Origin of the sequence: Microbacterium sp. K27 (assembly GCF_004794435.1) — a bacterium.
In the GTDB taxonomy this organism is placed as follows: Bacteria; Actinomycetota; Actinomycetes; order Actinomycetales; family Microbacteriaceae; genus Microbacterium; species Microbacterium maritypicum_A.
In genome coordinates this window covers 102,890-129,073 of sequence record NZ_SSDK01000047.1, presented here as the reverse complement: position 1 = coordinate 129,073, position 26,184 = coordinate 102,890, and the positions used below count along the sequence as shown (strand labels likewise).

Sequence of the window (26,184 nt, the reverse complement as noted above, 5' to 3'; positions counted from 1 at the left end):
GGGAAGGGTGAGATCACCCTAGCCGTTCGAGCAGCGCCCGGTGGAATCGCTCCCCCCGCTCCAGGGCGGCGATCTCGACGCTCTCGTCGACGCCGTGGATCGAGGAACGCTGGGCGTTCGACATGTCCAGCGGTGCGAAGCGGTAGACCGCCGGCGAGAACCGGTGGAAGTGTCGCGAATCGGTGGCGGCCATCATCACATACGGCACCGCGGGCACCCCGGGGAAAGCGACGTCGAGGGCTTCGGCGAGGAGCGCGAACTGGGCGTTGTCCGTCGGTGACTCCGGCGACGGCTCGCTCGCTTCGACGACCTCGACCGTGACGAGCGGGTCACGGATGCGCCGACGTACCCGGAACACCGTCTGCTGCGTCGTCTCGCCGAGCGCGATGCGCAGGTTGACGGTGGCGGATGCCTGAGACGGCAGCACGTTCGCCGCAGTACCGCCCGACTGCATCGTCGGCGCGACCGTGGTGCGCACGAGAGCTGCGGGTTCACCGCCGAGGGCGGCGAAGACCTGCGCGGTGAGCAGCGGGGCAGAACTCAGCAACCGCAGCAGGTGCCGAGCCGGGCCCGGAGTCTGCCCGGCCAGCTGCGACAGCATCCGCAGGATCGCCTTCGACGCCCGCGGGCGGAAGGTGGTGGGTCCGAGTCGGTCCACGGCCGTGGCGATGCGCCGGACGGCGGTCGACGACGGCGGAGCGGAGGCGTGGCCGCCGTCGCCGCGGGCCGTCAGCCGGAGCGTCATCACGCCCTTCTCCCCGACACCGATCATCGCGGCACGGCCGGGGACGAAGGGCAGGGGCGCGTCGACCACGGCACCACCCTCGTCGACCACGAGCCACGGGACCACCCCGCGTTCGCGCAGCACTCGCGCGATCTCCTCGGCGGCGCGTCCGTACGTCTCCTCGTTGCCCCCGAAGGAGAGGTACACATCACGGGGCGGCACGAACCCGTCGGCGAGCAGATTCTCGACCGCCTCGAGGACCACGATCAGCGGGCCCTTGTCATCCAGCGCTCCACGGCCGTACACCGATCCGTCGGCGATCACGCCGGCGAACGGCGGATGGGTCCAGTCGTCGCTCTCGTCGACCGGGACGACGTCGTAGTGGGCCATCAGCACGACGGGCTCGTCGGAGGTCGCACCGTTCCCCTCCCAGTGGAACAGGAGGCCGAAGTCGGTGTGCCGTTCCAGACCCAGCTCCTCGTGCGTCAACGGGTAGAGCTCCGCGATCAGCGCGACGAACTCCTCGAAGGGCGCAGGTCCGCGTTCCTCGAGCTCGGCCGAGACCGTCGGTATCCGGATCATCTGCGAAAGCCGCTCGGCGATGCCCGGGCGCACGGTCGGTGTGGTCACAGTCGCCATCGTACCCAGCAGCGGGGCCGCGTTCCGGCGCGATCCGACATCACGCGTTTCGGTCGCCTGCATCGTCGATTCCGGAGAAGATGTACCGAGACGAAGGAGAACACGGATGAGGATCGCCGTCGCAGGAGGAACCGGGACCGTCGGACGGCACACCGTCGAGGCGGTGCGCACAGCGGGACACGACGCGGTCGTCCTCAGCCGGTCGCAGGGAGTCGACCTGGTGACCGGGCAGGGGCTGGACGACGCCCTGGCAGGCGCTGACGCGGTGGTCGACGTCGCGAGCATCGAGACGCTCAAGGCGAGCGCGGCCATCGAGTTCTTCACCGCCGCGACCGGAAACCTGGTCTCAGCGGCGTCGAATGCGGGAGTCGGACAGGTCGTGCTGCTGTCGATCGTCGGGATCGACCGCATTCCCTACGACTATTACGCCGGCAAGATCGCCCAGGAGAAGATCGTCGAGGCGTCGCGCGTACCGTGGACGATCCTGCGGGCCACGCAGTTCCATGAGTTCGCGGAGCAGATGTTCGCCCGGGCGAAGCTGGGACCCGTGCACATCGCCCCGAACGCCCGCACACAGCCCGTGGCTGCGAGCGAAGTGGGCGCGCGTCTCGCAGCACTCGCCACTGCCGATCCGCAGGGACGCGTGCGTGACCTCGCCGGCCTTCGGGAAGAGCAGTTGTCTGACATGGTGCGTGCGTTCGCGCGGCGGACGGGATTCCGCGGATGGATACCGAGACTCAACGTGCCGGGGCCGCAGATGGCCGGCATGAGAGCGGGGCATGCTCTCCCCGGTCCTGACGCAGATCTCGGACGCCAGAGCTTCGCCGAATGGCTCGCCGCCCGCTAGCGGTGCCCCTGCTCCAGTCCCTCTCCACATACTGCTCCGGAACAGGCTTCTCCCCACTCGCCGCATCCAGGTTCGTGGTCTTGGCAGGATGAGATCATCCGACCAGAATGAGAGCGTGATCACGATGACCGAGCCGCAGATCTGGACCATGATCGGTGCCGTCATCGCGCTGATGTTCGGAATGGTCACGGTGGTCTCGACGCTGTTCATCCGAGTGTTGCGAGCCGAGATCGGCGGCGTGAGGTCAGAGATCGGTGGGCTCCGCACCGAGATGGTCGCGCGGTTCGAGGCCGTCGATGCGCGATTCGTCTCGGTGAACACTCGCATCGACGCCGTGGAGAGCCGTATCGAAGGCCTCGACCGCGACGTGCGCGCGCTCGTGAAGCACACCTTCGGCCTCGACCGCGGATGACCTCTCGAGGCTGATCCGAACGAGCGTGCGGCGTTCCGTCGCCTGAGCACCTCCGCCGTCTCACGGGAACACCACGAAACAGGTGACGGTTGCATCCAGGGTGGCGCGCGGCGCCCCCTGGAGGTGCACATGGAACTGACCCTGGTGTCATCGTCGTTCTGCGGCGCCTGCGCCCGGACCCGGGCCGTTCTCGCCGAGGCCGCACGATTCCTCCCCGACGCGACCGTGACCGAGATCGACGTCGCACAGGATCCGGATGCTGCCGAGAAGCTGGATATCGGGTTCACACCGACCGTGATCATCCACGATTCCACCGGCACCGAAGTCTTCCGGGCCACCGGTGTGCCGACGGTCCCGCAGGTGCTCACCGCCGCGGTCAAGGCGCTCCCGGCCTAGGGCCGCCGTCGCTCCGGATCCCTCTTGCGGACCCTCTCGATCCGAGCGCAGACTAAGTTCCAGCGGTGCCGGTCATGACACCGTTCACACACTCCTGGAGTCTTCATGCCCGCTCTCAACCCGTATCTCTCGTTCCGCACCGAGGCCCGCACGGCGATGGAGTTCTATCAGAGCGTCCTCGGCGGTGACCTGGTGATCAACACCTTCGGAGAGTTCCCCGACATGGTGCAGGATCCGAGCCAGAAGGACCTCGTCATGCACGCACAACTCGATGCTCCGGGCGGTCTGGTGCTCATGGCCTCCGACTCCCCCGACGGCATGCCCTACGAGAAGCCGCAGGGGTTCTCGGTGTCACTGAGCGGCAACTCCCAGGACACCACCCGCGCCGTGTGGGAGAAGCTCTCCGACGGCGCGACGATCACGATGCCGCTGGACGTGCCCCCGTGGGGCGGCCTCTTCGGCATGCTCGTCGATCGCTTCGGCATCCCGTGGATGCTGCACGGCGACCCGGAGGAGTGAGACCACTCCGCGTCAGCGCGGCTGCACCGCCCGACAGGCGAGATGCAGCGCCAAGCGCGCTTCCGGGTCGGTCAGGTCGATGCCGAGGAGTTCTTGCACACGCCGGATCCGCACGGTCACGGTGTTACGGTGCAGACCGAGCGCCGTCGCGGTCGCAGCGATGCCCGATTCGTGGTCGAGGTACGACGAAAGGGTGGTGAGCAGCTCTCCCCCTCCCTCCCGCAACGGTGCGAGCAGGGATTCCGCAGCGGGGACGAACGTGTCGTTCCCGGTCCAGGCGAGCAGGAGCTGCTCGAGTCCGAGGCTGTCGACGCGCACGAACCACCCCGTCGCCGATCGCGACGCCGCGATGCGCGCCGCATCCCCCGCCTCGTCGAGAGTCGCGGCGAGTCCTTCCGGTCCTCCCTGGAGCGAGCCGATGCCGGTGGCGACGGCGAAATCGCGCAGGGCACTCAGATGGAGCTCCCGCAGGGACGCGACCGCCCGCTCCACCCGGTCAGGATCCGGCGACTCCGGGAAGGTCAGCCACCCGCTCAGTCCTCGACCGGCCGTCGTCGCGTGCGCATCGCCGTCGATGGCGCTGAGCCCGGCACTGACCGTCCGCAGCAGCGAGAAGGAATCGAGTCGTCCCCTCGCCACCATCCGGAAGCCGAGGTGATGTCCACCGGTGCGCCAGCCGCGCTCGGCCATGCGCCGCTCGACATCGGCGTCGGCCGTCCCATGCAGATCGACGAAGTCGCGCAGCAGCCCGGAGGACACGGCGACGTCGTTCACCGCCGCCACCTCGTCGATCAAGATGCGTGCGGCGACCGCCGGCATCGCCACCTCGGCGGCGACGGAAAGCGACTGCACCTGTGCCTCCCCGAGTCCTCGACCGAAGAGCACGAGCCGCAACCCGCTGCGCCCCGGGCTGTCCACACGCACCGACGCGGCCGCCGCATCGCCGACACCGGCCCGATCGAGCCAGGATTCGAAACCGATCGCGGCGTGCAGTCGCTCGTCGAGATGCGCACCTGCCTCCTGCAGCACTCCCGACGAGTCGATCAGCGCGGCACCGACACCGAGGTTCGCGGCGATGTGCCCCAGCAGATCGGCCAGGTCATCGGCGGCATACTCGAACGACTGCGCGACCTTGCGCACCTGGCTGAGCGTCAGCGCATCCCGCGCCTCGATCAGCATCCAGCACGCTTTCGCGAGTTGGATGGGACGTTCGACATCGAGCAGGCACAGACCGATCCGATCCGCGAGGCGGAAAGCACCGGCATCGAACGAGGCCGCTCCCGAGAGCGCCAGTCCCGTGTATCCGCGATCACGCAGCCGCCGCAACAGCGCGTCCTGCTGCCAGGTCGACGTCGGGGCGGTCGCCGTCACGACCGCGAGCCGATCGGGCCCGCTCGCGCTCAGCTCGGACTCCCCCGCCCCTACCGTCACCGCTTCCCACGCGGCGTCCTCGGGCCCCGCGACTCTCCGAAGCCCGCCGTTCTCGCCGTGGGCGAGCAGCGCGCTCAACTGCAGTCTCTCGTTCACGCCGCGTCCAGATCGTCGAGTCCGTATGCCGAGGGCAACACTTTCGCCCGCCGATCCGGTCGGGCATTCCACCATTCCGGCGCGGGGATGGCGAGCACCGCGACGTTCCGCGCGAGTCGGAGCTCGGTGACCTCCAGGATCTCCCGCGAGATCGCATCGATGACCACGATGATCGTCGGCGCGGATGCGACCAGACGGCCGTCGGTCAGCACGGCGAGGGTCTCGGAGCGACTGACCACCCGGTGCACGGCCCCGGCGAGCCCGCTGATCTCCACCGCGTTCACGTGGGGATCGTGCGCAGACGAGGAGACCGAGACGATGCGCCCCTCGGCGAGAAGCTCCGCCCCGAGCGCATCGGCGAGGATCGGGAGCGGAGCGGTCGCGGCGCCGAGATAAGCCCGACCGAGGTCGAGCGCATGGGCGAGGTGGCCGCCGATCGCGTGCTCCCGCAGATCGCCGACCGTGAACCCGCCCAGCACGGCGCAGCCGACCCCGCCGGCCTGGATGATCGCCGATCGGACGACACGCTCGGCATCGATCGCCCGGTGCGCCTCGACGAGCGCGACGCCGTCGAAGCCCGTATCGCAGGCGAACACGAGGCCGGGGACGCGATCCACGAACAGCGACATCTGGTCGAGTCCCGGAACGGCCCGGCCGGTGCAGTCCGCATCGACCACGACATGCGACCCGGCCAGCAGCAACGGCGCCAGCCCGTTCATGCCTCCGCCTTCGAGGGAACAGACCGCCGGGACCGGATGACCGATCCACCGCTCGACGGCGTCGAGCAGCCGGGTGAACGGTGCCGCCCCCGGAAGACGCTCCTCCAGCAGCATGGTCGAGCCGACGAAGGCAACCCCGAGACAGGGCGTGGAGGGGTCGAGCGCCGAGATCGGCGAGACCTCGATCGGCCAGCCCTCGGCACCGGCGAGCATCAGCTCGAGCATGGTCGTCGAGCCGCCGCCGCCGGAGCCGAGCAGCGCATAGCCGCGGGCGAGCGCCGTGAGGTCGTCGCGCTGCAGCATCATGCGCTCCAGCCTAGGGAGAAACGTCCTCACCCGCGGCCAGCGTCTCGAGCGGAACGAACTCCGCCGTGAGGCCGAACGCGGACGGGCCGAAGGCGGCGAGCGCGTCGGGTGTGCGCATCATCTCCGGTGTGGAGATGCCGAGCACCCGCACGCGCTGCCCGTAGCGGAGGCCCTCCGTCGTGATGGGCTCCGCCGTCTCGTGATCGACCACGCAGATGAGGTCGGGCACGATCGCCACCAGCGTCCCGCTCCGGTGGGCGATGAGGTTCTCGTTCTGGAAGGAGATCTCGAAGGTGTCGCCTTCGTCGGCACCGAGGGGCGCGATGACGGCTCTCCCCTTGGCGAACCCCTCGGTCGTGCGCCGCTCGACGTCGACGACCTTGCCGACGCAGAGTTCGCGCAGGTGCGGGTAGAGCGTGCTCGCCAGGGTCTCGGCGATCGCGTCGAACGGCGAGCGATGCTCCTCACGGGCGATCCGGATGGCGCGGCCCAGCGCGAGGGCCATCGAGATCGTCCGGGGAACGGCCGTCCGGCGCACGTCGGCTCCGGTCATCGCGTACTCGGCGATGTGTCCCACACCGCCGAGTCGGATGGTGATGCCGCGGGCGAGCCACTCCATCTGGCGGTCGTCGTCTCCCGTGTCGATCACGACCTTCTCACCCCGCTCTCCCGCGAGCGCGAGGGGCGACCCGTGCACGCCGTACACGGCGAAGGTCTCCATCGACAGCTCAGGGAAGGCACGGCCCATGCCGTCGGCGTCGACCACGGGTAGCCCGGTCTCCGCCGCGACGATGAGGGGGATCATCGAGTTGATGCCCCCGCACTCGATCGGCATCGTCGCGTCCGCCTTCCGCCCGAGGTGCTCTTCGAGCGTGCGCAGGGCGAGGGTGGGCTCGGTCCCGGCGGGGATCTTCTCGATCATCACGGTCGGCGCGCCCATCTGGGCCGTCGGGATCACGAAGAGGTCGTCGGCGAGCTCGTCCGGGTCGAGGATCGTGATGCTCGCCTCCCCCAGCACGCGCTCGACCAGCATCTTGCCGATGTACGGGTCGCCCCCGCCGCCGGTGCCCAGCAGCGTCGCACCGCGGGCGAGATCGGGAAGGTCTGCGGCGGTGAGCTGCCAGCTCATGCCGCGGCTCCCGTCGAGACGAATCCTGCCGAGATGCTGCCGTCGAAGCGGTGCGACGGCATGTCGTACCCGAAGTAGCCGGGGCCGACCATCGCGAGCGCCGCCTCCGAGTGCCAGCGCTCGTCTGCGGGTGCCGCGATCACCCGCACCCGCTGCCCGTACCGCAGGGCCTCGGTCGTGATCGGCTCGCCGGATTCCCCGTCGAGCACCATGATCAGATCGGGAGTGGTCGCGAGCACGGTCCCGTCGGCCTCGGCCACGAGATGCTCGTTCTGGAACTGCAGCGTCAGCGTCGCGTCGCCGTCGCCGTCGATGCGTGCACGTCCGCGCGCGAAGCCGGTCGTGGTGGCGCGGTGCACATCGACGACTTTGCCGTCGAACAGCTCGCGCCCGCCGAGAAGCTCGACGACCGCCGCGACCGGATCGGTCTTCTCGTCGCGTGCGGCGGCGATACGCCGCCCGATCTCGATGCAGCGGGACAGCGACCCCGAGACGAGCGACTCCCGCGCGGCAGATCCCGACATCGAGAACCCGGAGATCATGACCGAGCACCCCATCTCGACACAGGCCACGCGGGCGATGCGCTCGGTCCACGAGTTGTCGACCGTCTGCAGCACGCCGGTGTTGCCCTTCTCATCGCTGAACGCGAGCGGCGATGCCGTTACGCCGTACAGCGTCGGGAGCACCATCTGCAGCTCCGGGAACGCCCGCCCCATGCCGTCGGCGTCGAGCAGCGGAAGGCCGAGCGCGGCAGCGGCGGCGATCGGGATGGTCGAGTTGACCCCTCCGACCTCGGCGCACGCGATATGGGTGATCGGACGGCCGAGGTGCACGCTGAGTGCCCTGACCGGTTCGATGACCTCGGCGAGGCTCGGGAGCTTCTCGACCATCACGGTCGGTGCTCCCATCATCGCGACGAACAGCACGAGAGCGTCGTCGGGGACCTCGTCGAGGCCGGCGACCGTGACGTCGCCGGAGGTCAGCGCCTGACGAGCGAGCAGCGCTCCGATGTAGGGGTCTCCTCCCCCGCCGGTGCCGAGGACGGCAGCACCGCGGGCGAGACCGTCGATGTGCGCGGGAGTGATCGTCCAGCTCATGTCACGCTCCCATGTCGAGGTCGCCGACGGCCTTCACGCGGATACGCGTCGCGTTGCCGGGGAGATACGGGATCGGCACCTCGTCGAAGTCGATGATCGACACGGTCGACGGCTTCGCGCCCGCCGCGATCGCCTTGTCGACGGCTTCGGCGCGCACCTCGGCGATGGTCTCGTCGCGACGCCCCGGTTCGATCGCGTAGACCTTGTCGATCTCGCCGCCGACCTGCGCGATCGACGCGCCGATGGCGTTGGCGACCGCATAGTTCTCCGGGCGGTGCACGGTGCCGAACAGCGGCAGCTCATCGGGGAGCAGGATGGATCCCCCGCCGACGGCGACCACCGCGATGGGCTCGGGCGAGGTGCGCATGCGGTCGACGGCTTCGGACACGCGTTCGGCGATGCGGGCGAGCACCCGCTCGACGAATGCCGGGTCGAGGTGAGCGACCTTGCTCGCATCACCCACCTGTGCGCGACCCGCGGCGACCGCGATGTCGGTGGCGGTCAAGGTGGAACCGCCGAAGACCAGAGCCTCGGTGGTCAGCTTGTATCCGACCGAAGCCGGACCGACCTCGGCGGTCTCCTCGTCGACGATGCTCCCGCCCCCGATGCCGAGGGAGAGCACGTCGGGCATCCGGAAGTTGGTGCGGATGCCCGCGACCTTCACCTCGTTCGCGGTCTCACGCGGGAAGCCGTTGATCAGCAGACCGATGTCGGCCGTGGTGCCGCCCACGTCGATCACGGCGCAGTCGTCGAGTCCGCTCGTGGCAGCAGCCCCGCGCATCGAGTTGGTCGGGCCGGAGGCGAAGGTCGCGACCGGGTAGCGGCGCACGTACTCCTCGTCCATGAGCGTGCCGTCGTTCTGGCTGAGGAAGATCGGCGCCTCGATGCCCTGGGCGCGCACGGCGGAGGTGAGCCCGTCGACGATCGCCGATGCGAGCTCACGCAGCGCCGCATTGATGATGGTCGCGTTCTCGCGCTCCAGCAGCCCGATGCGACCGATCTCGTGGGACAGCGAGATGGCGGCGTCCGCACCCAGCACCTCCGCGACGATCTCGGCCGCCCGCACCTCGAGGTCGTGGTTGACCGGACTGAACACCGACGAGATCGCGACCGAGCGGATGCCATGCGCCTTCATGTCCTCCGCGTGCGCCCGGATCTCGTCCGGGTCGAGCGGCGAGATCGGCCGGCCGTCGAACTCGTAGCCGCCGTGGGCGAGATAGCTGCGGGCCTGCGTGGCTTCGACCAGAACCTCGGGCCAGTCGATCAGCGGCGGCAGCGCCCGCGTGGCGGGCAGTCCGAGCCGGAGGGCGGCGACCGGTGCCAGGCGGCTGGCCTGCACGAGCGCGTTGATGAAGTGCGTCGTGCCGATCATGACGGCATCGACGTCGGCGCCCTCGAAGGCGTGCCCGGCCCGCAGGTCCTCGATCGCCTGGATGATGCCACCGGTGACATCGGGGGTGGTCGAGTGCTTCACGCCCGCGAGCGTGCGGGTGCCGTCCATGAGGACTGCGTCGGTGTTGGTACCGCCGACGTCGATGCCGATATGCATGATTCTCGCTTTCCTGTGAGGGGTGTCTGTCTCAGGCGGCTCAGGCCGCTGCTGCTGCTTCGACCGAGGTGGCCTGTCGTGTCGTCGCCACACCGACGCCACGGACCCAGCCGAGCTTGCCGGCCACGATGTAGAGCACCATCGAGAGGAACAGGCTCAGCAGCGACGGGATGCCCCAGGTCACGAAGTAGCCGACCAGCGCGGAGACCAACCACACGACGATCGTCGCGGGGACGATGCGCGGAGCGGTCGCCGGAAGGGTGCCGGCGTCTCGGGTGGCGTCGAGGTCGGGGCGCCAGCGGCGCACGATGTAGTACTCGGCCACCATGATCCCGGCGATGGGCGGGAACGCGACGCTCAGCACGATCAGGAATTCGGTGAACTGTCCGAGGATGCCGACCGCGGCGAGGATCGATCCCACGACACCCAGCACGATGGTCGTCGTGACACGGTGCAGGTTCTTGCCGAACGCGGTGGAGATGAAGTTCACCAGGCCCAACGTGGAGGAGTACAGGTTCCAGTCGTTGATCTTCAGGGTGCCGGTGAGCACGATGAACAGACCGATGAAACCGACCGACGAGGTGACGATCGCGACGATGTCGCCCGTGGCGGCCGCGTGGGCGAGCAGCACGCCGGCGAGACCGATCACGAACTCGCCGAGCGAGACGCCGAGGACGGTCTGCTTGATCACGTCGGCGCGCGAGCGGTTGAAGCGGGTCATGTCACCCGTGATGATCGCACCGACGATGAGACCACCGGCGACGATGCCGGTTCCGGCCCAGACGCTCATCGTGGGTCCGGGCGCCGGTCCCGTGAGCAGCTCGCCGATGTCGTGACGGCTCAGCTCGGTGATGACCGACCAGCCGACCAGGATGAGGAACAGCGGAACGGTGATGTTCGCGAGCCACTGCATCCCGACGAAGCCGAAGGCCACGATCGCGGTGACGGCGAGGCCGAAGATGAGGCTCCAGGCCCAGACCGGCAGGGCACCGGGCATGAGAGCGTCGAGTGACTGCGCGGAGATGGCCGACTGGATGCCGAACCAGCCGATGAGGCTGATACCGATCGCGAGGCCGACCAGCGAGGCGCCGATCTCGCCGAAGCCGGTCCAGCGTGCGAGCAGAGCGGTGTTGAGGCCCTCGCGCTGGCCGATGAAGCCGACCACGCACATGATCACCTCGAGGATGAGCGAGCCGAAGAGGAAGGCGAGGACGGCCTCGCCGAAAGTCATGCTGTAACCGAGGGTCGCGCCGAGGAGGAACTGCGAGAGGGCCGAGACCTGCCCGAATCGCTGCACGGCGATTCCGAACCAGGGTCTGCGGGCCTCGGGAGTCACTCGGGAGAGCGCGAAGTCGTCTGCGTGCGCCGTGCGTGCCATGAGGATCCTTCGGGAGGAGGGAACGGGTTGTGCGCCACAGTAGCGACGCTTCCCACACGGCCGACATGTGCATATCGCACGAGAATCACCCATGGATGTGCAGATCGCACACCACTCGCTCCGTCCACGGCCGCCGGTACATCACGACCGACGACGAGACCCACCCCTGCGGACATCGCCAGGGGTGGGTCTCGGCTCGAGGCGTGGTCTCGACCACCTCGCGGGTCGAGGTCGAAGGTCAGTGCAGCGCGTTGGTCTCGATGAAGGCGCGGAGCGCGTGCTCGCCGTCACCCATCTCGGTCACGTGCTGAGGCGCGTCGAGCATCTCCTGCAGCTCCGGCGCGTAGCCGAGCTCCACACCGATGGCCTCATGGATCGTCTCGGCGAACTTCTCCGGCTTGGCCGTCTCGAGCACGAGCATCGGCACACCGGGCTCGACGTACTCGCGTGCGACCTTGACGCCGTCCGCCGTGTGCGGGTCGATGACCTCACCGGTCGTCTCGTACACCGCGCGGATGGTCGCCAGTCGATCCTCGTGCGTCGAGGTGCCGCTGACGATGCCGAACTCCTCCAGGAAGCGCTCCTGCTCGGCGGAGAAGTCGAAGTGGCCCTGCGCCTCGAGGTCGTCCCAGGCGCCGACGACGCGGGCCGGGTCGCGACCGACCAGCTCGAAGATGAACCGCTCGAGGTTCGACGCCTTGGAGATGTCCATCGAGGGGCTCGAGGTCGCGAGGGTCTGGGCCGCACTGCGCGGCCGGTAGACGCCGGTGCGGAAGAACTCGTCCAGCACGTTGTTCTCGTTCGCCGCCAGCACGAGGCGCCGGATCGGCAGTCCCATCTGCTTCGCGAAGAACCCAGAGAGGATGTTGCCGAAGTTCCCGGAGGGCACCGTGAACGACAGCTCGGTCCAGCCACCGGCGTCCGTCGCCCGCAGCCACGCCCAGAAGTAGTAGACGGTCTGCGCCGTGATGCGCGCCAGATTGATGGAGTTCACGGCACCCAAGTGCTGCGCGCGCTTGAAGTCGAGGTCTCCTGCGAGCTTCTTCACGAGGTTCTGGCAGTCGTCGAAGACACCATCGACCGCGATGTTGTGCACATTCGCATCGTCGAGCGAGAACATCTGCGCCCGCTGGAACGCGCTCATGCGTCCCTGCGGCGACAGCATGAACACCGCGACGCGCTCCTTGCCGCGCAGCGCGTGCTCTGCCGCGGATCCGGTGTCTCCCGAAGTGGCGCCGAGGATGTTGAGCACGGAGTCGTTGCGCTCCAGCGTGTACTCGAGCACCTGGCCGAGGAACTGCATGGCCATGTCCTTGAACGCGAGCGTCGGGCCTTCGGAGAGCCCGACCAGGGTGAGCTCGTCATCGATCACCCGCAGCGGCACCACGCCGTCGGGGAAGTCGGCGTAGGCCGCATCCGTCATGCGCGCCAGGTCGGCGCGCGGGATGTCGGTCGCGAACAGACCGAGGACCTCGGTCGCCAGTTGCGGGTAGGTCAGGGCGCGCCACCGCTCGAGCGTCTCGCCGTCGACGGTCGGCATGGCCTCGGGTACCGCCAGTCCGCCGTCGGGCGCGAGGCCCTCCAACAGCGTCTCGCTGAACGACTGCGGCTGCATGCCGCCGCGGGTGGAGATGAACTGCACGTTGGCTCCTCGGCTCGGGACTCGGCCCGTCCATTCTCGCAGGGTGTTCCCGTCCGCGATGACGCGATGACACGAGAGGCGGCTTCCGCTCAGAAGAGAGCCGCTCAGAACAGAGAGGTCGGCAACGCACCCTCGTGTTCCAGCAGCCAGCGCTTGGTCTCGAGCCCGTGTCCCTCATCGCCGCCCGAGTACCCGCCGAGCCCATCGCCCGCGACGACCCGGTGGCAGGGCACGATCAGCGGGACGGGGTTCGCCCCCATGATCGACCCGATCCCCCGGGCCGGCACATCTGTGCCGCTGCGCGCGGCGAGTCCACCGTAGGTGATCGTCTCACCGTGGCCGACCGTCTCGTGCAGCACCGTGAGGACCGCCCGCGTCGCGACCGTCTGATCCCCGAGATCGACGGGGACGTCGAAGCGATGCAGGGTGCCCGCGAAGTACGCGGCGAGCTGGGCGAGCGCCTCGGCGAGCAGCGGATCGGAGGTGGGGTCCGACGGCGCCAGGCTCCCTTCGGGCGGAGTCGATCGCCACGCGACGCGGGTGATCGCCGCACCGTCGCTGACGACGCCGATGACGCCGACCGAGGTCGCGAGCGTTGCGAAGGCGGGCATGCGTCGAGGGTACCTCTCGACAGCGACAGCGACAGCGATCGTCCGCGGCACTCTGCGGACGGGTATGGCGCCAGGACGCATCGGGGGGCGAACCTGGACCTACCGAAACCGCAGAGCACGGGAACGCCACCTCGATGACAAGGAGCACCACATGAGCACCACCACGGCTGCGCTCGACCTGCCCGACGTCCGTCTCCACTACGAACTCCGCGGTGAAGGACCGCTCCTCGTCCTGATCGGCGCCCCCATGGACGCCGATGCCTTCGCGCCGTTCGCCGTCGAACTCGCGACCGATCACACGGTGCTCACATCCGACCCGCGCGGCGCCAAGCGGAGCATCCTCCACGACCGTTCCCGGGGTTCGAGCCCCCAGCAGCGCGCCGACGATCTCGCGGCACTCATCTCCCACGTCGATCGCGGGCCGGCGGTCGTCTTCGGATCGAGCGGCGGCGCGGTGACCAGCCTGGCGCTCGTGCAATCGCATGGAGACCTCGCGTCCACGGTCATCGCCCACGAACCCCCGCTGCTCGAGCTGCTCCCCGACCGCGTCGAGCAGCGTCGTCTCACCGACGAGCTCACCGCAGCAGCCCTCTCGGGCGACCGCGTCGGCGCCTGGCGGCTGTTCTTCGCGCAGGCGAACATCCCGATGCCGGAGGAGATGCTCGTCCAGTGGTTCGGCGGCGAGGTCGATCCGCAGCATCAGGAGGACGAGCAGTTCTGGTTCCAGCACGAGCTGCCGGCCAGCGTGCGCTGGGAGCCCGACGTCGGGACTCTGCGGGCACGGGCGGACGACCTCGTCCTGGGTATCGGCGAGGAGTCGGTCGACCAGCTCTGCGAGCGCACGACGACGGCACTCGGTGCGCAGCTCGGCATCGAGCCGACCCGTTTCCCCGGCGACCACACGGGATTCGTCGATCACCCTGCGGAATTCTCGGCTCGCCTGCGCGAGGTCCTCGCGCACTGAGGACGACGTGACGGACGCGGCCGTCGAGCCCCTTCAGCGCTCGACGGCCTCAGCGCGTCATTCCCGCGAGACCTGGAGCCAGAGCGCGGCCCAGTGCTCCGGACGCAGATCGCGAGGAAGGCTCCGGCCGGTCACCCCGGCAGCCGCCACCACGCGTCGTGCTCGAGGCATCGGGATCCCCGCCGCACCCGCGAGGACGGCGGGCAGACTGCCTCCCCGCCCCGTGAACATCACCCGAACGAACTCCTCGTACGCTCGCCGATCGGAGACAGGGACGAGCGGAGAACCCCGTCGGGTGATCGCGAGCAGGCCACCGTCCACACTCGGCTGCGGCGAGAAACCCCACGCCGGCACCCGTCCCTCGAGGGAGAATTCGAACCACGGCGCCGACTGCGCGGTCATCATGGTGCCACCGCCGACGCCTGCCCGCTTGCGCGCCACCTCCCACTGCGTGAGCAGCACCGCCTCGTTCCAGCGACCGCGCGAGAGCAGGCGCCGCAGGATCGGCGTGGTCACGTGGAAGGGGATGTTGCCGACGACCACCTCGGCATCGAGCGGATGACGTGTGGCGTCGGCGATCTCGATACGGATGCCGGGCAGCATCGCGCGCAGTCGGTGCACGCGGTGCTCGTCGATGTCGATCGCGGTGAGCGGCCTGCCCAGCTGTGCGAGAGCGCGGGTCAGGGCGCCGTCACCGCAGCCGAGCTCCAGGATCGAACCGGACGTCTGGCGGACGAGGCCGGAGATGCGGGTGAGGGTCGGACGATGGGTGAGGAAGTTCTGGCCGAGTTCGTGACGGCCACCATGGATCGAACGAGGCATGAGTGCGCTCCAGAAGAAGAATCGGAGCACCTCGGAGGGGGGAGGACGCGAAGAGGCGTCGCTGAGGACTGCCCGTCCCGAGGTGCGATGACATCTCGGTGGACGGCGCGCAGATGCGTGCGATGAGCGAGCGCGCCGTCAGGCGCGGCGGTCGCGGAACACGAGGTTGCGCCCCATCACGGGCGCTGCGCATATCGTTCCCATGCGCATCAGCATATCGGCCGTCAGATCCAGCCGCGCTCCTCGGCGACGAGAACAGCCTGCTGACGGGTGCCGACCGCGAGCTTTCCGAGGATGACGGAGATGTGGTTGCGCACCGTCCCCGGGGCGAGAGCGAGCGCTCGTGCGATCTGCCCCGTCGTCTCCCCACGCCGACCGGCACGCAGCACGTCGAGTTCACGGTCCGTGAGCGGTGAGCGCTCGTCGCTCAGGGCATCGGCGGCGATCTCCGGATCGACGTAGCGAGCCCCCGCCGCGACCCGGCGGATGACGGCGGCGACCTCGTCGGCCCCACGGGACTTCGGCAGGAAGCCGGAGACACCGGAGGCCAGGGCACGGCGCAGCACGCCTGGACGCGCGTGACGGGTGACGACCACGCACCGCGTCGCGATCGCCCTGTGCAGCTTCTCGGCCACCTGCACGCCGTCGAGCCCGGGCATCTCGAGGTCGAGCAGGCACACATCGGGCTGAAGTCGCAGAGCCTCGACGACCGCCTGCTCGCCGTCCTCGCACTCGGCGATGACCTCGATATCGTCTTCCAGCCGGAGGAGGGCTGCGAGCGCGGAGCGGATCATCGCCTCATCGTCGGCGATCAGCACACGGATCATCGTGTCTCCTCCGACCGCGCCGGGACCGTCACGACCACCACGAACTCGTCCCCGTCCCGACGCACGTCGAGCGTGCCGTCGACCTCTTCGACGCGCCGACGGACGCCGTCCAATCCGGATCCGTCACGCTCGTCGACCGCGCCGGGCACGACGTCGTTGGCGATCTCGTATCGCCACGTGCCCGCGACGCGCGTGAGCACGAGGCGTGCGCGTTCCCCGCCGCCATGGCGCAGCACGTTGGTCGTCGTCTCACGGATGACCGGGCCGAGGGCCGATGCCGGTGCGGAGTCGGCATCCGCGCCGATGGCGGCGTCCACCTCGAGCCCGGCCGCGGTCAGCAGGTCGCGGGCGTTGGCGAGTTCATCGCCGAGAGGCACCGAGCGGAAGCGCGTCGCGAGGTCCCTGGTCCCCTGACGCGCCTCATCGACGCTGACCCGCGCGGCGCGCAGCTGCTCCATGCCGGCATCCGGATCGCTCGGCAGGAGACGCTCGGCGAGTTCGAGCTGCAGCGCGATGACCTGGAGATGGTGACCCTGCAGGTCGTGCACGTCGGTCGCGACCCGCAGCCGCTCCTGGGTCGCGGCCAGCTTCGCCTCCGAGGTGCGGGCGCGGTCGAGGGTGACGAGCACATCCCACCACCACAACGAGCTCACGGTCATCACGGGGAAGAGTGCGGTGTAGATCACGGCCACCCACCACGCGAGCACCGCACCGAAGGCGTGAGCGGAGGAGTCGACGGCGGCCAGCACCAGCAGGAGCAGCGTTCCCGCCACGACGACGCGGATGCGGATGCCTCGCGGCCAGTTCAGGAGCACCACCGACTGGACGATCGGCATCGCCGCGAGCTGCCAGCTCCCGGCAAGCGCCCCGGCGACGGTGCCGTACGCGACGGCGATGAGCAGGGGGACGGCGATGCGCCTCCAGCGGAATCCCGGCACCGCGTCGACACGGTGGCGGTAGTCGAACAGGAGCAACGCCGTCGATGCGCACCACACCAGGCCGCCGACGGCGACCACGAGGATCAGCGGACCGTTCTGACCCTGCGCGGCGAGGATGCCCGTCCACGCGAAGACCAGCATCACCTGGAGGAACATCACGGCGGTCACGGTGTACCACCAGGTCGCCGTGATACCGCGAGACAGCTGTCTCGCCCCCGGACTCGGTTCGACGGGGGCGAGGGGCTCGACGCGGCTGCTCACGCTCCCACGATAGAGCCGTGACAGTTGTCACGGATGCGTCGTGCGATCCGCCCGGGAAGCGATGACGGGCCGACACTGCCGCCGAACGGAGCGCTCGGCTGGACTGGAGTCATCGCGGCGGAGACTCCGTTCGCACCGACAACCGGGAGCATCCCTTGAACCTCATCGAGACCTTCCAGAACCTGGTCGCCCAGGTCCCCGAGCTCGTGCAGCCGCTCATCGTCGCCCTCGCCGGCGCGATCCCCTTCATCGAGGGCGAAGGGGCGGTGAGCATCGGCATCATCGGCGGCATCTCTCCGGTGATCGCCGCGATCGCCGCGATCGTGGGCAACTTCCTCTGCGTCCTGGTGGTGGTGCTCGTCAGCTCCGGAGCCCGACAGGCCGTCGTGAACCGTTCGCGCGCCAAGACCGCGGCGCTCGCCGGTGCCGGCGGCGGCACGATCGACGAGCCGGCTGCGGATGCGGCCGAGACGGGCCGCGGCACCGCGCGTCGCGAGAAGTTCCAGCGTGCGTTCGAGCGTTACGGCGTTCCGGGGGTCAGCCTGCTCGGACCGCTCCTGCTGCCGACGCAGTTCACCGCGACCATGCTCGCGGCTTCCGGCATCGGCAGGGCGCGCATCCTCTTCTGGCAGGCTCTGGCCATCATCGGCTGGACCACCGTCGTGGCCGTCATCGTCGGAAGCGCGGTGTACGCGATCCGCTGAGACCCTCACAGAGAGGGCTGAATTCAAGTTTTCTTGAATTCAGCCTTTTCTGTACAGTAGTGGCGTGACCACTGCTCTGGCCTCCCTCACCCACACGGCCGCCGTCGCCCGCCTCGGGCATGCGCTGTCGGACCCCACCCGCGCCGGCGTCCTGCTCGCGCTGCGCGAAGCACCGCGCTACCCCGCCGACCTCGCGGACGCCCTCGGCGTCTCGCGGCAGGCGATGTCGAACCACCTCGCCTGTCTCCGCGGATGCGGGCTCGTCGAGAGCGTTCCGGAGGGACGCCGCAGCAGCTACCGACTCGCGGATCGCCACCTCGCTCCAGCCCTCGACATGCTCATGCGGGTCACCCTCATCGTGGAGCCGGACTGCTGCTCGGGCGAAGGCTGCACCTGCTGATGACCGCCACGGCAACCGCGGCGCGCCGCGACACCCTCCACCGCCGCATCCGCCTGATCGTCGGCATCACGATCGGCTACAACCTGATCGAGGCGGTCATCGCGATCGCCGCCGGCTCCGTCGCCTCATCCGCCGCGCTCATCGGGTTCGGGCTGGACTCCACGATCGAGGTGCTGTCCGCGGCCGCCGTCGCCTGGCAGTTCACCCGCCGCGATCCGGAGCGCTGGGAGAAGCCGACCCTGCGGGTGATCGCCGTCGCCTTCTTCGCGCTCGCGCTCTACGTGACAGCCACCTCCGTGGCCGCGCTCGTCACGACCGAGCGGCCCGAGCACAGCACGATCGGTATCGTCCTGACCGCGGTCAGCGTCGCCGTCATGCCCTTCCTGTCCCTCGCGGAACGACGTGCGGGCAAGGAACTCGGATCGGCCACCGCCGTCGCGGACTCGAAGCAGACGCTCATCTGCACCTATCTCTCCGCCGCCGTGCTGATCGGGCTGATCGCCAACTCGCTGCTCGGATGGTGGTGGGCGGATGCCGTCGCCGGTCTCGTGATCGCCGCCTTCGCGGTGCGCGAGGGCATCGAGGCCTGGAAGGGCGATGCCTGCGCGACCTCGGTGGGGATGCTCCTCGACGACGAGGACGCGCACGACCACGACCACCACCACCACGACGACTGACCACTGACGCGCACAACGCCTAGGTTGGGGAGATGGATGCCGCTCCCCTCCCGCCCGCAGACCTGCGCGGACGCACAGTGCTGGTCACCGGCGCGAACGCCGGCATCGGATACTGGTGCGCCGAACAGCTCGCCGCCCGGGGCGCACGCGTGCTGTTGGGCTGCCGCTCCCCCGAACGTGCGCAGATCGCGGTCGCCGCGATCCGAAGCCGGGTTCCGGCTGCCGACCTGCGCGTGCGGGGGCTCGACCTCGGCTCCCTCGACAGCATCGCCCTGGCCGCAACGGGCATCGGCGAGCGACTCGATGCGGTCATCTGCAACGCGGGGGTGAAGGCGGCCGACCGCTCGGCGCGCACGAGCGACGGCCTCGACCTCATGGTGGGCACGAACTTCCTCGGTCATTTCGCACTCGTGGCCCAGCTCGAGCCTTTCCTCGCCCCGGATGCCCGCGTGGTCGCCGTCGGATCGATCGCGCACCGATTCGCACATCTCGACGCCGCCGCCCTCGATGCCGCCAGCCTCGACGCACCGTGGAGCGGCTCCTCGCTCCGACAGTACGGAAGGTCGAAGGCATCGTTGATGGCCTTCGCCTTCGAGCTCGCGCGACGCTGGTCGGGTTCCTCTCGCGCGGCGGTCTGCGCACACCCGGGCTATGCGGTCGATCCCCTCACTCCCCCACGACCGGGCCTCGCCGAGGTCTCCGGCTTCGTCCGTGCCGTGGCCTCCCCGACCCGAGCACTCGTGCAGGGCAAGGACGGCGGGGCCCTCCCGATCGTGCATGCCGCGACCGCCTCGGAGGTCGTCGACGGCGACTACTGGGGTCCGGGCGGACTGCTCGAGTTCCGTGGAACGCCGACACGGGTGACCGCATCGGACGACGTGCGCTCCGCCGCGATCGGGGCGCAGCTGTGGACCGCGGCAGAGCGCCTCACCGGGGTGCGTTTCCCGACATGATCCGGGCCGCTATGTCCGACCCCCGCGGCAGGATGAGCCCATGATCACACTGCTCTCTGCCCCGTCGAACCTCGGCCTGCGCCCGCCGGAGCGCGGGAGCGTGCCGGGCGCGGCGAAGGCGCCGGAAGCGCTACGCGATGCCGGCCTCTTCGCGCGCTTCGTCGAACGCGGTGCCTCCGACTCCGGCGTCGTCCTCGCCGGCCGCTACGTCGATGACGACGACACCAGGCCGGCCGGCCGCGTGCGCAACGAGAGCGCGATGATCGACCACTCCCAGCGCCTCGCCACGCGCATCGGCGCGGCCATCGACCGCGGCGAGGCTCCCCTCGTGATCGGCGGCGACTGCGCGATCCTCCTCGGAGCGGGTCTCGCGACCGCACGCCGCGGCGGTGTCGGCCTCGTGCACATCGACGGCCATACCGACTTCCGCCACCCGGGCAACAGCGACGAATGCGCGAGCGTGGCCGGGGAGGCCCTCGCCGCCGCGGTCGGCGCACACTGGCCGTCGATCGCCGACATCGACGGGCTCGCGCCCTACTTCCGGTCCGCGCACACCGCGCACATCGGTCACCGCGCCGACGATGAGGATCACGACGAGGTACGTGGCATCCTCGGCAGCGTCACGCCCGCCGCCGATGTCACCTCTCTCGGAGCCGCTCGCGTGGGTGCAGAGAGCGCCGCCGTCGCCGGTCCCGCGTACTGGCTCCAACTCGACGTCGACGTGCTCGACCCGACCATCATGCCCGCGGTCGACAGCCCCGATGCGGGCGGGATCAGCGCGGCGGAACTCACCGCACTGCTGCGGGAACTCGCGCCGCGCGCGATCGGCGCCTCCATCACGGTCTTCGATCCCGACCTCGACCCGGATGGGCGCTACGCCCGCCTGCTCGTCGAGGTGCTCACAGCGGGCCTCGGCGAACTGGGCACCCGGGTGCGGCGGCCCTGACGTCGGCGCCTCTGACATCGGCGCCCCTGACAGCCGCGCTCCTGACGGCCGGGCTCCTGACCGCCGGGCTCATGACGCCCGGACTCGTCAGAGCCACCGCCTGGACTCACGCCTCCGGCTCGACGACGGGTTCGGTCATGACCCGCACGCGGGCGATGCGTCGGCGGTCCACCTCTGCGACCTGGATCGTGGCTCCGGGCACCTCCACGACGTCACCGACGACCGCGAGACGCCCGAGCTGCTCGGTCACGAAACCCGCGATGGTGTCGGATGAACCGCGCGGCATCGCCAGCCCCGTCGCCTCCTCGAAGTCCTGCAGGTTGAGACGTCCGTCGATGCCGTCGTCCGCAGAGATGAACACCTCGGCGTCGTACTCATCGAAGATCTCGCCGACGACTTCCTCCACGAGGTCTTCCAGGGTGACCAGACCGTCCGTGCCGCCGTACTCGTCGACGACCACCGCGATGTGGTGGCCCTCGGCCCGCATGCGCGTCAGAGTCGGCAGCACGCGCGCGGTCGAGGGGATGTACGGGATGTCGCGCATCAGCGCGCTCAGCGGACGCTCCGGGTCGTCGGATGCGGCCTCGAACAGATCACGCACGTGCACGAATCCGGTGATGTCGTCGATCGAGGTCTCCGAGACCGGGTAACGCGAGAAGGGAAGGTCGCGCACCTGCGCCATCACCTCGCCGACGCTCGCGGCCTCATCGAGGGCGACGACCTCGGGGCGCGGTCGCATGACCTCGCTGACCTGGCGCCCACGGAGGGAGAGCACATCATCGAGGATGCGCCGTTCATCATCGGGCAGCCCCTGATGGCTCGCCACGATGTCGCGCACCTCCTCGTCGGTCATCTCGTCGCTCGTCTTGTGCGGATCTCCCCCGAGCACTCGGACGAGGGCGTTCGTCGAGACCGAGAGCAGCCAGATCACCGGCCGCATGACCGTCGCGAACCCGTTGAGGGCAGGCGCGACCGCGTAGGCGAACTGGGCATTTCTCTGGATCGCCAGACGCTTGGGCACGAGCTCGCCGAGCACCAGCGACAGGTAGGCGATCACCAGCGTGAGCACGAGGGTCGCGACGGTGAGGGCGAGAGCGGGGGCGAGACCCCATGACTCGAGGACCGGCGCCAGCGACGGCGCGATCGATGTCGCTCCGTATGCCGCCGAGGCGAACCCGGCCACGGTCACACCGATCTGCACCGCCGAGAGGAACGTGTTGGGGTTGCGGGCGAGGGCGGCGACCTTCGCACCGCGCCGCCCTCGTTGGCCGATCGCATTGATCTGGCTTTCGCGCAGCGTGACCAGCGCCATCTCCGTCGCAGCGAAGACACCGCCGATCAGCACGAACGCGAAGACGAGGGCGATGTTCCAGAGCAGGTCGCCCATCAACGGGCCGCCTCGTCTGTGGTGGGGTGAGCGCCCGGGACGAACCGGGCGCTCGTACTGTCAGAGTCCGAAGAGTCAGAACAGCGCTGCGCGCTCAAGAGTGCTCCTTCTTGGTGGTGGTGGTGTCGGCGGATGAGATGTCGTGGGAGGTGTCGCCCGGTGCACGGCGCGTCTTGATGAGGCTCGCCACCGTGGCGACCGCGATGGTCGCGCCGATGAACAGCAGCGAGAACCAGATCGGGATCTCCGGCGCCCACTCGACGCCCTGGCCGCCGTTGATGAACGGCAGCTCGTTGACGTGCAGAGCGTGCAGGACCAGCTTGACGCCGATGAATCCGAGGATGACGGCGAGTCCCTGCGCCAGGTAGACGAGGCGCTCGAGCAGACCGCCGATGAGGAAGTACAGCTGTCGCAGTCCCATGAGCGCGAAGGCGTTCGCCGTGAAGACGATGTAGGCCTGGTCGGTCAGGCCGTAGATGGCGGGGATCGAGTCGACCGCGAACACCAGGTCGATGAAGCCGATCGCGATGATGGTGAGGAGCATCGGCGTGACGAAGCGCTTGCCGTTCTTCACGACCGTGAGCCGGTCGCCGTTGTACTCGTCGCTGACGGGCAGGTGCCGACGGACGAACGTCATGAAGCGCCCGTTCGCGGGGTTGCTCTCGTGGTTGCTGAACGCCTGACGATAGGCGAGCACCAGCAGCAGAGCGCCGAACAGGTAGAAGATCCACGAGAAGTTCTCGATGAGCGTCGCGCCGACGGCGATGAAGATGCCGCGCAGGATCAACGCGATCACGATGCCGATCATCAGCACCTTCTGCTGGTACTTCTTCGGCACGGCGAAACCCGTCATCACGATGAGGAAGACGAACAGGTTGTCGATCGACAGGGCCTTCTCGGTGAGGTATCCGGCGAAGTACTCGCCGCCGAACGTCCACCCGGAGAAGACGCCGATACCCACACCGAACAGCAGCGCGAGGCTGATGTAGAAGATCGACCAGCGCGCCGATTCCGCGATCGTCGGCTCGTGCGGTGTGCGCACGTGAGCGAAGAACTCGTAGACGAAGAAGGCGATCGTGACCGCGATCGTGATGATCCAGATCAGGGGGGTGATATCCAAATGCGGACTCCAGACTCGGGGTACGACAGTACCGCCAAAGTCTTCTCCATTCCATGGAACATGGAACCGGTGGCCCGGGATGCGACGTGCATCCGTAATGACGACCCCACCGTGTCGGAGTACTCCCCTTGGGTGTCTTCAGATTAGGAGAAGACCCTTTGCTCTTCCTGTGGATCTGCTGATAACGTCACGCCACGAGAGAGAACGGCATATCGGGTTTCGACGCGTGAATCAGTAACATTTCACGTATTACCCGTCTATCCCTTTTCGGTCGCGTCCGATGCTGCGGAGCGTCACCCGACCAGACAGGAGCCGCGATGCCGCACGCCAGCGATGATGCCGCCGAGAAGCCGGGCGCCCGAGACCGGGCCCCTGATCTCGAGAACGACCGCGAGAGGCTCGGCGACGTGTCGACGTCGGTCCAGGACTTCGCACACGAGCAGACCGGGTATCACACCTCTCTCAAGGCGCGGCATCTGCAGATGATCGCCATCGGCGGAGCGATCGGCACCGGCCTCTTCATGGGAGCGGGGGGACGACTGCACACGGCCGGCCCCCTGCTCGCTGTCTCCTACCTGATCTGCGGTGTCTTCGCGTTCTTCATCCTCCGAGCGCTCGGCGAGCTGGTGCTCCACCGGCCGTCATCCGGATCGTTCATCTCCTACGCTCGCGAGTTCTACGGCGAGAAGCTGGCCTTCGCCGCAGGGTGGCTCTACCTGCTGAATTGGGGCATGGTCGCGATCGTCGACTCGACGGCCGTCGCACTGTACGTTCATTACTGGTCGGCGTTCGACGTCGTACCCCAGTGGCTGCTCGCCCTGGTCGCGCTGGTGGTGGTGGTCGGACTCAACCTCGTCTCGGTCCGCCTGTTCGGCGAGATGGAGTTCTGGTTCTCGATCATCAAGGTCGCCGCTCTCGTCGCCTTCCTCCTCATCGGCATCGTGGTCCTCGCCGCGGGCTGGGAGACGGATCAGGGACCGACGGGATTGCAGATGCTCAGCGAGAACGGAGGCTTCAGTCCCGAAGGCGTGCTTCCCGCGGTCATCGTCATGCAGGGCGTCGTGTTCGCCTACGCCTCGATCGAACTGATCGGTACGGCTGCCGGCGAGACCGAGAATCCGGCCAAGCTCGTACCTCGAGCCGTCAACTCCGTGATCCTGCGGATCGGCGTCTTCTACGTGGGGTCGGTACTCCTGCTCGCACTCCTGCTCCCGTATACGGTCTACCGAGCCGGGGAGAGTCCTTTCGTGACCTTCTTCACCCACATCAGCGGCCCGGAGATCGGGGCGATCGCCGGGAGCGCCATGAACTTCGTCGTGATCACCGCCGCGATCTCCGGGCTCAACGCAGGCCTGTACTCGACCGGCCGCGTCTTCCATTCCCTCGCCGCCTCCGGTGCGGCCCCGAAGGTCGCCGGAATGATGAGCAGGCGTGGTGTCCCGGTCGCCGGAATCCTCTTCACCGCAGGGTTCGCCCTGATCGGGGTCCTGCTCAATCTCGCGGTTCCCGACGACGCCTTCGAGATCGTGCTGAACATGTCGGCGCTGGGCATCATCGCCGCGTGGGCGACGATCATCCTGTGCCAACTGCGCCTCCGCTCCTGGGCGTTGCAGGGACGCATCGTGCGGCCGTCGTTCCGACTGTTCGGGGCGCCGTTCACGTCCTACCTCACCCTCGCCTTCCTGGCGTCGATGATCGTCCTCATGGCGTTCGACTACCCCACCGGAACCTGGACCGTGGGCACGCTGATCGTCATCGTCCCCGCACTGATCGGCGGCTGGTTCCTCGCCCGGCGAAGGATCAGCGAGGTTCAGGCGCTGCGACAGGGTGCGAACTTCACGCCTGAACCGACGGAGACGTCCGACTCGGCCTGAGCGAGCTGCAATCCGTTAGAACTGGATGAGCCCGCTAGTCCTGGATATCGGAGCGGATGAGCTCCTGTTCCTGGGCGCGATCGATGATGGCGGGGAGCACCTCGTCGAAGAAGGTGACGAGGACCGCGCGGGTCTTCACCGCATCACGCTCGAGGATCGCCTCCCGAAGGGAGACGACGAAAGCACCGACGACCTCCCAGTCGAATGCATCCCGCGAGTGCTGGCTGAACCTCCGGATCTGCGGCCCGAGACGTTCGATGATCACGGCTCGCGACGCGTTGCCCTCGATGCGCGCGAATCCGGTGGCGGCCGCACGGAGCGCGATACCGAACCCCGCCACATCGCGTGCCTTCACCGCCGCGGACATCTCGTCGGCGAGCTCGGTGAGATAGGCGATGTCGTCGTCCTGGATCAGGGGCATCACATGGCGCACCGAGCCGATCCAGATGTCTCCGAAGAGATCGACCGCGTTGCGGACCTGATCGAGATCGATCGGGGCGACGCGGGTGTAGCGGTTGCGCTGCATCTCGACGAGACCATGGTCGGCGAGGCGGTCCAGGGCATGCCGGATCGGGGTCTTCGACGTGCCGAGGCGCTCTGCGAGCTCATAGTCTCGCAGACGTTCACCCGGGCGCAGCTCGCCACTGATGATCGCATCCTGCAACCGGTTGTACGCCTCGTCGCTCATCGACCTGCGCTCGAGGGGTCCGCCTGAGAGTGCCACCGCTTTTGTCCTCCACTCGAGCACGGAATCGCTGTAGAGCCTGAAGTTCTACCTACACTGCAATGTATCGCATCCGACGTAACGGGCGAGAG

26 protein-coding genes are annotated in these 26,184 nt (G+C 68.7%); 11 read left to right on the top strand and 15 right to left on the bottom strand.

Translation table 11 applies throughout. The features are described 5' to 3' along the window. Nucleotides 1–13: 13 nt before the first annotated feature. Entirely contained in the window at nt 14–1,363 is a 1,350-nt protein-coding gene (locus DW307_RS17390; protein ID WP_168441061.1) for a M20/M25/M40 family metallo-hydrolase, read from the bottom strand. A gap of 106 nt (nt 1,364–1,469) precedes the next feature. Here DW307_RS17390 and DW307_RS17385 point away from each other — a divergent pair, with 106 nt between their 5' ends. From DW307_RS17385 to DW307_RS17370, 4 genes are all read left to right on the top strand, one after another. Beyond that, a complete protein-coding gene (locus DW307_RS17385; RefSeq protein WP_136025326.1) occupies nt 1,470–2,210 on the top strand; it encodes an SDR family oxidoreductase in 741 nt (246 codons plus the stop codon). A gap of 124 nt (nt 2,211–2,334) precedes the next feature. Further along, nucleotides 2,335–2,622 (top strand): hypothetical protein, encoded by a 288-nt coding sequence (locus DW307_RS17380; RefSeq protein ID WP_029259732.1) that lies wholly within the window; start codon nt 2,335–2,337, stop codon nt 2,620–2,622. Nucleotides 2,623–2,751: 129 nt separating this feature from the next. Continuing rightward, nucleotides 2,752–3,018, top strand: a complete 267-nt coding sequence (locus DW307_RS17375) for a glutaredoxin family protein (protein ID WP_029259731.1) — start codon at nt 2,752–2,754, stop codon at nt 3,016–3,018. Between the two features lie 105 nt (nt 3,019–3,123). Then, the gene (locus DW307_RS17370) at nt 3,124–3,537 is read left to right on the top strand and encodes a VOC family protein (protein WP_021198098.1); all 414 of its coding nucleotides are present in this window, start codon (nt 3,124–3,126) and stop codon (nt 3,535–3,537) included. 12 nt (nt 3,538–3,549) lie between these two features. On the opposite strand, the gene DW307_RS17365 is transcribed toward DW307_RS17370, so the two are convergent. The 8 genes from DW307_RS17365 to DW307_RS17330 form a co-directional block, all read right to left on the bottom strand. Beyond that, nucleotides 3,550–5,064 (bottom strand): PucR family transcriptional regulator, encoded by a 1,515-nt coding sequence (locus DW307_RS17365; RefSeq protein ID WP_136025325.1) that lies wholly within the window; start codon nt 5,062–5,064, stop codon nt 3,550–3,552. Beyond that, a complete protein-coding gene (locus DW307_RS17360; protein ID WP_029259729.1) occupies nt 5,061–6,089 on the bottom strand; it encodes an S-methyl thiohydantoin desulfurase domain-containing protein in 1,029 nt (342 codons plus the stop codon). The genes DW307_RS17365 and DW307_RS17360 overlap by 4 nt, the downstream gene beginning before the upstream one ends. A gap of 10 nt (nt 6,090–6,099) precedes the next feature. Then, nucleotides 6,100–7,218, bottom strand: coding sequence for a DUF917 domain-containing protein (locus tag DW307_RS17355; protein ID WP_029266004.1), 1,119 nt, complete (start codon nt 7,216–7,218; stop codon nt 6,100–6,102). Further along, nucleotides 7,215–8,315: a DUF917 domain-containing protein gene (locus DW307_RS17350; protein ID WP_136025324.1), complete on the bottom strand. Its 1,101-nt coding sequence runs from the start codon at nt 8,313–8,315 to the stop codon at nt 7,215–7,217. The genes DW307_RS17355 and DW307_RS17350 overlap by 4 nt, the downstream gene beginning before the upstream one ends. Before the next feature lies 1 nt (nt 8,316). After that, nucleotides 8,317–9,864: a hydantoinase/oxoprolinase N-terminal domain-containing protein gene (locus DW307_RS17345; RefSeq protein WP_136025323.1), complete on the bottom strand. Its 1,548-nt coding sequence runs from the start codon at nt 9,862–9,864 to the stop codon at nt 8,317–8,319. A 40-nt stretch (nt 9,865–9,904) separates the two neighbouring features. Continuing rightward, nucleotides 9,905–11,242 carry a purine-cytosine permease family protein gene (locus DW307_RS17340; RefSeq protein ID WP_136025322.1) on the bottom strand — a complete coding sequence of 446 codons (1,338 nt, stop codon included), beginning with the start codon at nt 11,240–11,242 and terminating at the stop codon, nt 9,905–9,907. A gap of 238 nt (nt 11,243–11,480) precedes the next feature. Further along, a complete protein-coding gene (thrC, locus tag DW307_RS17335; protein ID WP_136025321.1) occupies nt 11,481–12,884 on the bottom strand; it encodes a threonine synthase in 1,404 nt (467 codons plus the stop codon). Between the two features lie 104 nt (nt 12,885–12,988). Beyond that, nucleotides 12,989–13,495: a methylated-DNA--[protein]-cysteine S-methyltransferase gene (locus tag DW307_RS17330; RefSeq protein ID WP_021198106.1), complete on the bottom strand. Its 507-nt coding sequence runs from the start codon at nt 13,493–13,495 to the stop codon at nt 12,989–12,991. 151 nt (nt 13,496–13,646) lie between these two features. Between DW307_RS17330 and DW307_RS17325 the strand changes: the two genes are divergently transcribed. Further along, nucleotides 13,647–14,459 (top strand): alpha/beta fold hydrolase, encoded by an 813-nt coding sequence (locus tag DW307_RS17325; protein ID WP_136025320.1) that lies wholly within the window; start codon nt 13,647–13,649, stop codon nt 14,457–14,459. Nucleotides 14,460–14,516: 57 nt separating this feature from the next. Here DW307_RS17325 and erm read toward each other — a convergent pair whose 3' ends face one another. From erm to DW307_RS17310, 3 genes are all read right to left on the bottom strand, one after another. Further along, the gene (gene erm, locus DW307_RS17320) at nt 14,517–15,281 is read right to left on the bottom strand and encodes a 23S ribosomal RNA methyltransferase Erm (protein ID WP_136025319.1); all 765 of its coding nucleotides are present in this window, start codon (nt 15,279–15,281) and stop codon (nt 14,517–14,519) included. A 224-nt stretch (nt 15,282–15,505) separates the two neighbouring features. Continuing rightward, nucleotides 15,506–16,108 carry a response regulator transcription factor gene (locus DW307_RS17315; protein ID WP_136025318.1) on the bottom strand — a complete coding sequence of 201 codons (603 nt, stop codon included), beginning with the start codon at nt 16,106–16,108 and terminating at the stop codon, nt 15,506–15,508. Beyond that, the gene (locus DW307_RS17310; RefSeq protein ID WP_240750746.1) at nt 16,105–17,307 is read right to left on the bottom strand and encodes a sensor histidine kinase; all 1,203 of its coding nucleotides are present in this window, start codon (nt 17,305–17,307) and stop codon (nt 16,105–16,107) included. Before DW307_RS17310 ends, DW307_RS17315 begins: the two co-directional genes overlap by 4 nt. 155 nt (nt 17,308–17,462) lie before the next feature. On the opposite strand from DW307_RS17310, the gene DW307_RS17305 reads away from it, so the two are divergent. From DW307_RS17305 to DW307_RS17285, 5 genes are all read left to right on the top strand, one after another. Next, nucleotides 17,463–18,011 carry a hypothetical protein gene (locus tag DW307_RS17305; RefSeq protein ID WP_021198111.1) on the top strand — a complete coding sequence of 183 codons (549 nt, stop codon included), beginning with the start codon at nt 17,463–17,465 and terminating at the stop codon, nt 18,009–18,011. 64 nt (nt 18,012–18,075) lie between these two features. After that, nucleotides 18,076–18,411: an ArsR/SmtB family transcription factor gene (locus DW307_RS17300; RefSeq protein WP_029259720.1), complete on the top strand. Its 336-nt coding sequence runs from the start codon at nt 18,076–18,078 to the stop codon at nt 18,409–18,411. After that, entirely contained in the window at nt 18,411–19,088 is a 678-nt protein-coding gene (locus DW307_RS17295) for a cation transporter (protein WP_029266024.1), read from the top strand. Before DW307_RS17300 ends, DW307_RS17295 begins: the two co-directional genes overlap by 1 nt. Nucleotides 19,089–19,120: 32 nt before the next feature. Continuing rightward, the gene (locus DW307_RS17290) at nt 19,121–20,041 is read left to right on the top strand and encodes an SDR family NAD(P)-dependent oxidoreductase (protein WP_029266026.1); all 921 of its coding nucleotides are present in this window, start codon (nt 19,121–19,123) and stop codon (nt 20,039–20,041) included. Nucleotides 20,042–20,081: 40 nt separating this feature from the next. Then, nucleotides 20,082–20,987 (top strand): arginase family protein, encoded by a 906-nt coding sequence (locus tag DW307_RS17285; RefSeq protein WP_136025317.1) that lies wholly within the window; start codon nt 20,082–20,084, stop codon nt 20,985–20,987. A 106-nt stretch (nt 20,988–21,093) separates the two neighbouring features. Here the strand turns inward: DW307_RS17285 and DW307_RS17280 are convergent, their stop codons facing one another. Both DW307_RS17280 and DW307_RS17275 read right to left on the bottom strand, forming a co-directional pair. After that, complete coding sequence (locus tag DW307_RS17280) at nt 21,094–22,374, bottom strand: hemolysin family protein (protein ID WP_021198116.1); 1,281 nt, start codon at nt 22,372–22,374, stop codon at nt 21,094–21,096. Nucleotides 22,375–22,468: 94 nt separating this feature from the next. After that, the gene (locus tag DW307_RS17275) at nt 22,469–23,494 is read right to left on the bottom strand and encodes a TerC family protein (protein WP_136025316.1); all 1,026 of its coding nucleotides are present in this window, start codon (nt 23,492–23,494) and stop codon (nt 22,469–22,471) included. Nucleotides 23,495–23,811: 317 nt separating this feature from the next. Here DW307_RS17275 and DW307_RS17270 point away from each other — a divergent pair, with 317 nt between their 5' ends. Next, the gene (locus DW307_RS17270) at nt 23,812–25,368 is read left to right on the top strand and encodes an amino acid permease (protein WP_136025315.1); all 1,557 of its coding nucleotides are present in this window, start codon (nt 23,812–23,814) and stop codon (nt 25,366–25,368) included. Between the two features lie 34 nt (nt 25,369–25,402). Here DW307_RS17270 and DW307_RS17265 read toward each other — a convergent pair whose 3' ends face one another. Then, nucleotides 25,403–26,092: a GntR family transcriptional regulator gene (locus tag DW307_RS17265; protein WP_240750744.1), complete on the bottom strand. Its 690-nt coding sequence runs from the start codon at nt 26,090–26,092 to the stop codon at nt 25,403–25,405. Between the last annotated feature and the right edge of the window lie 92 nt (nt 26,093–26,184).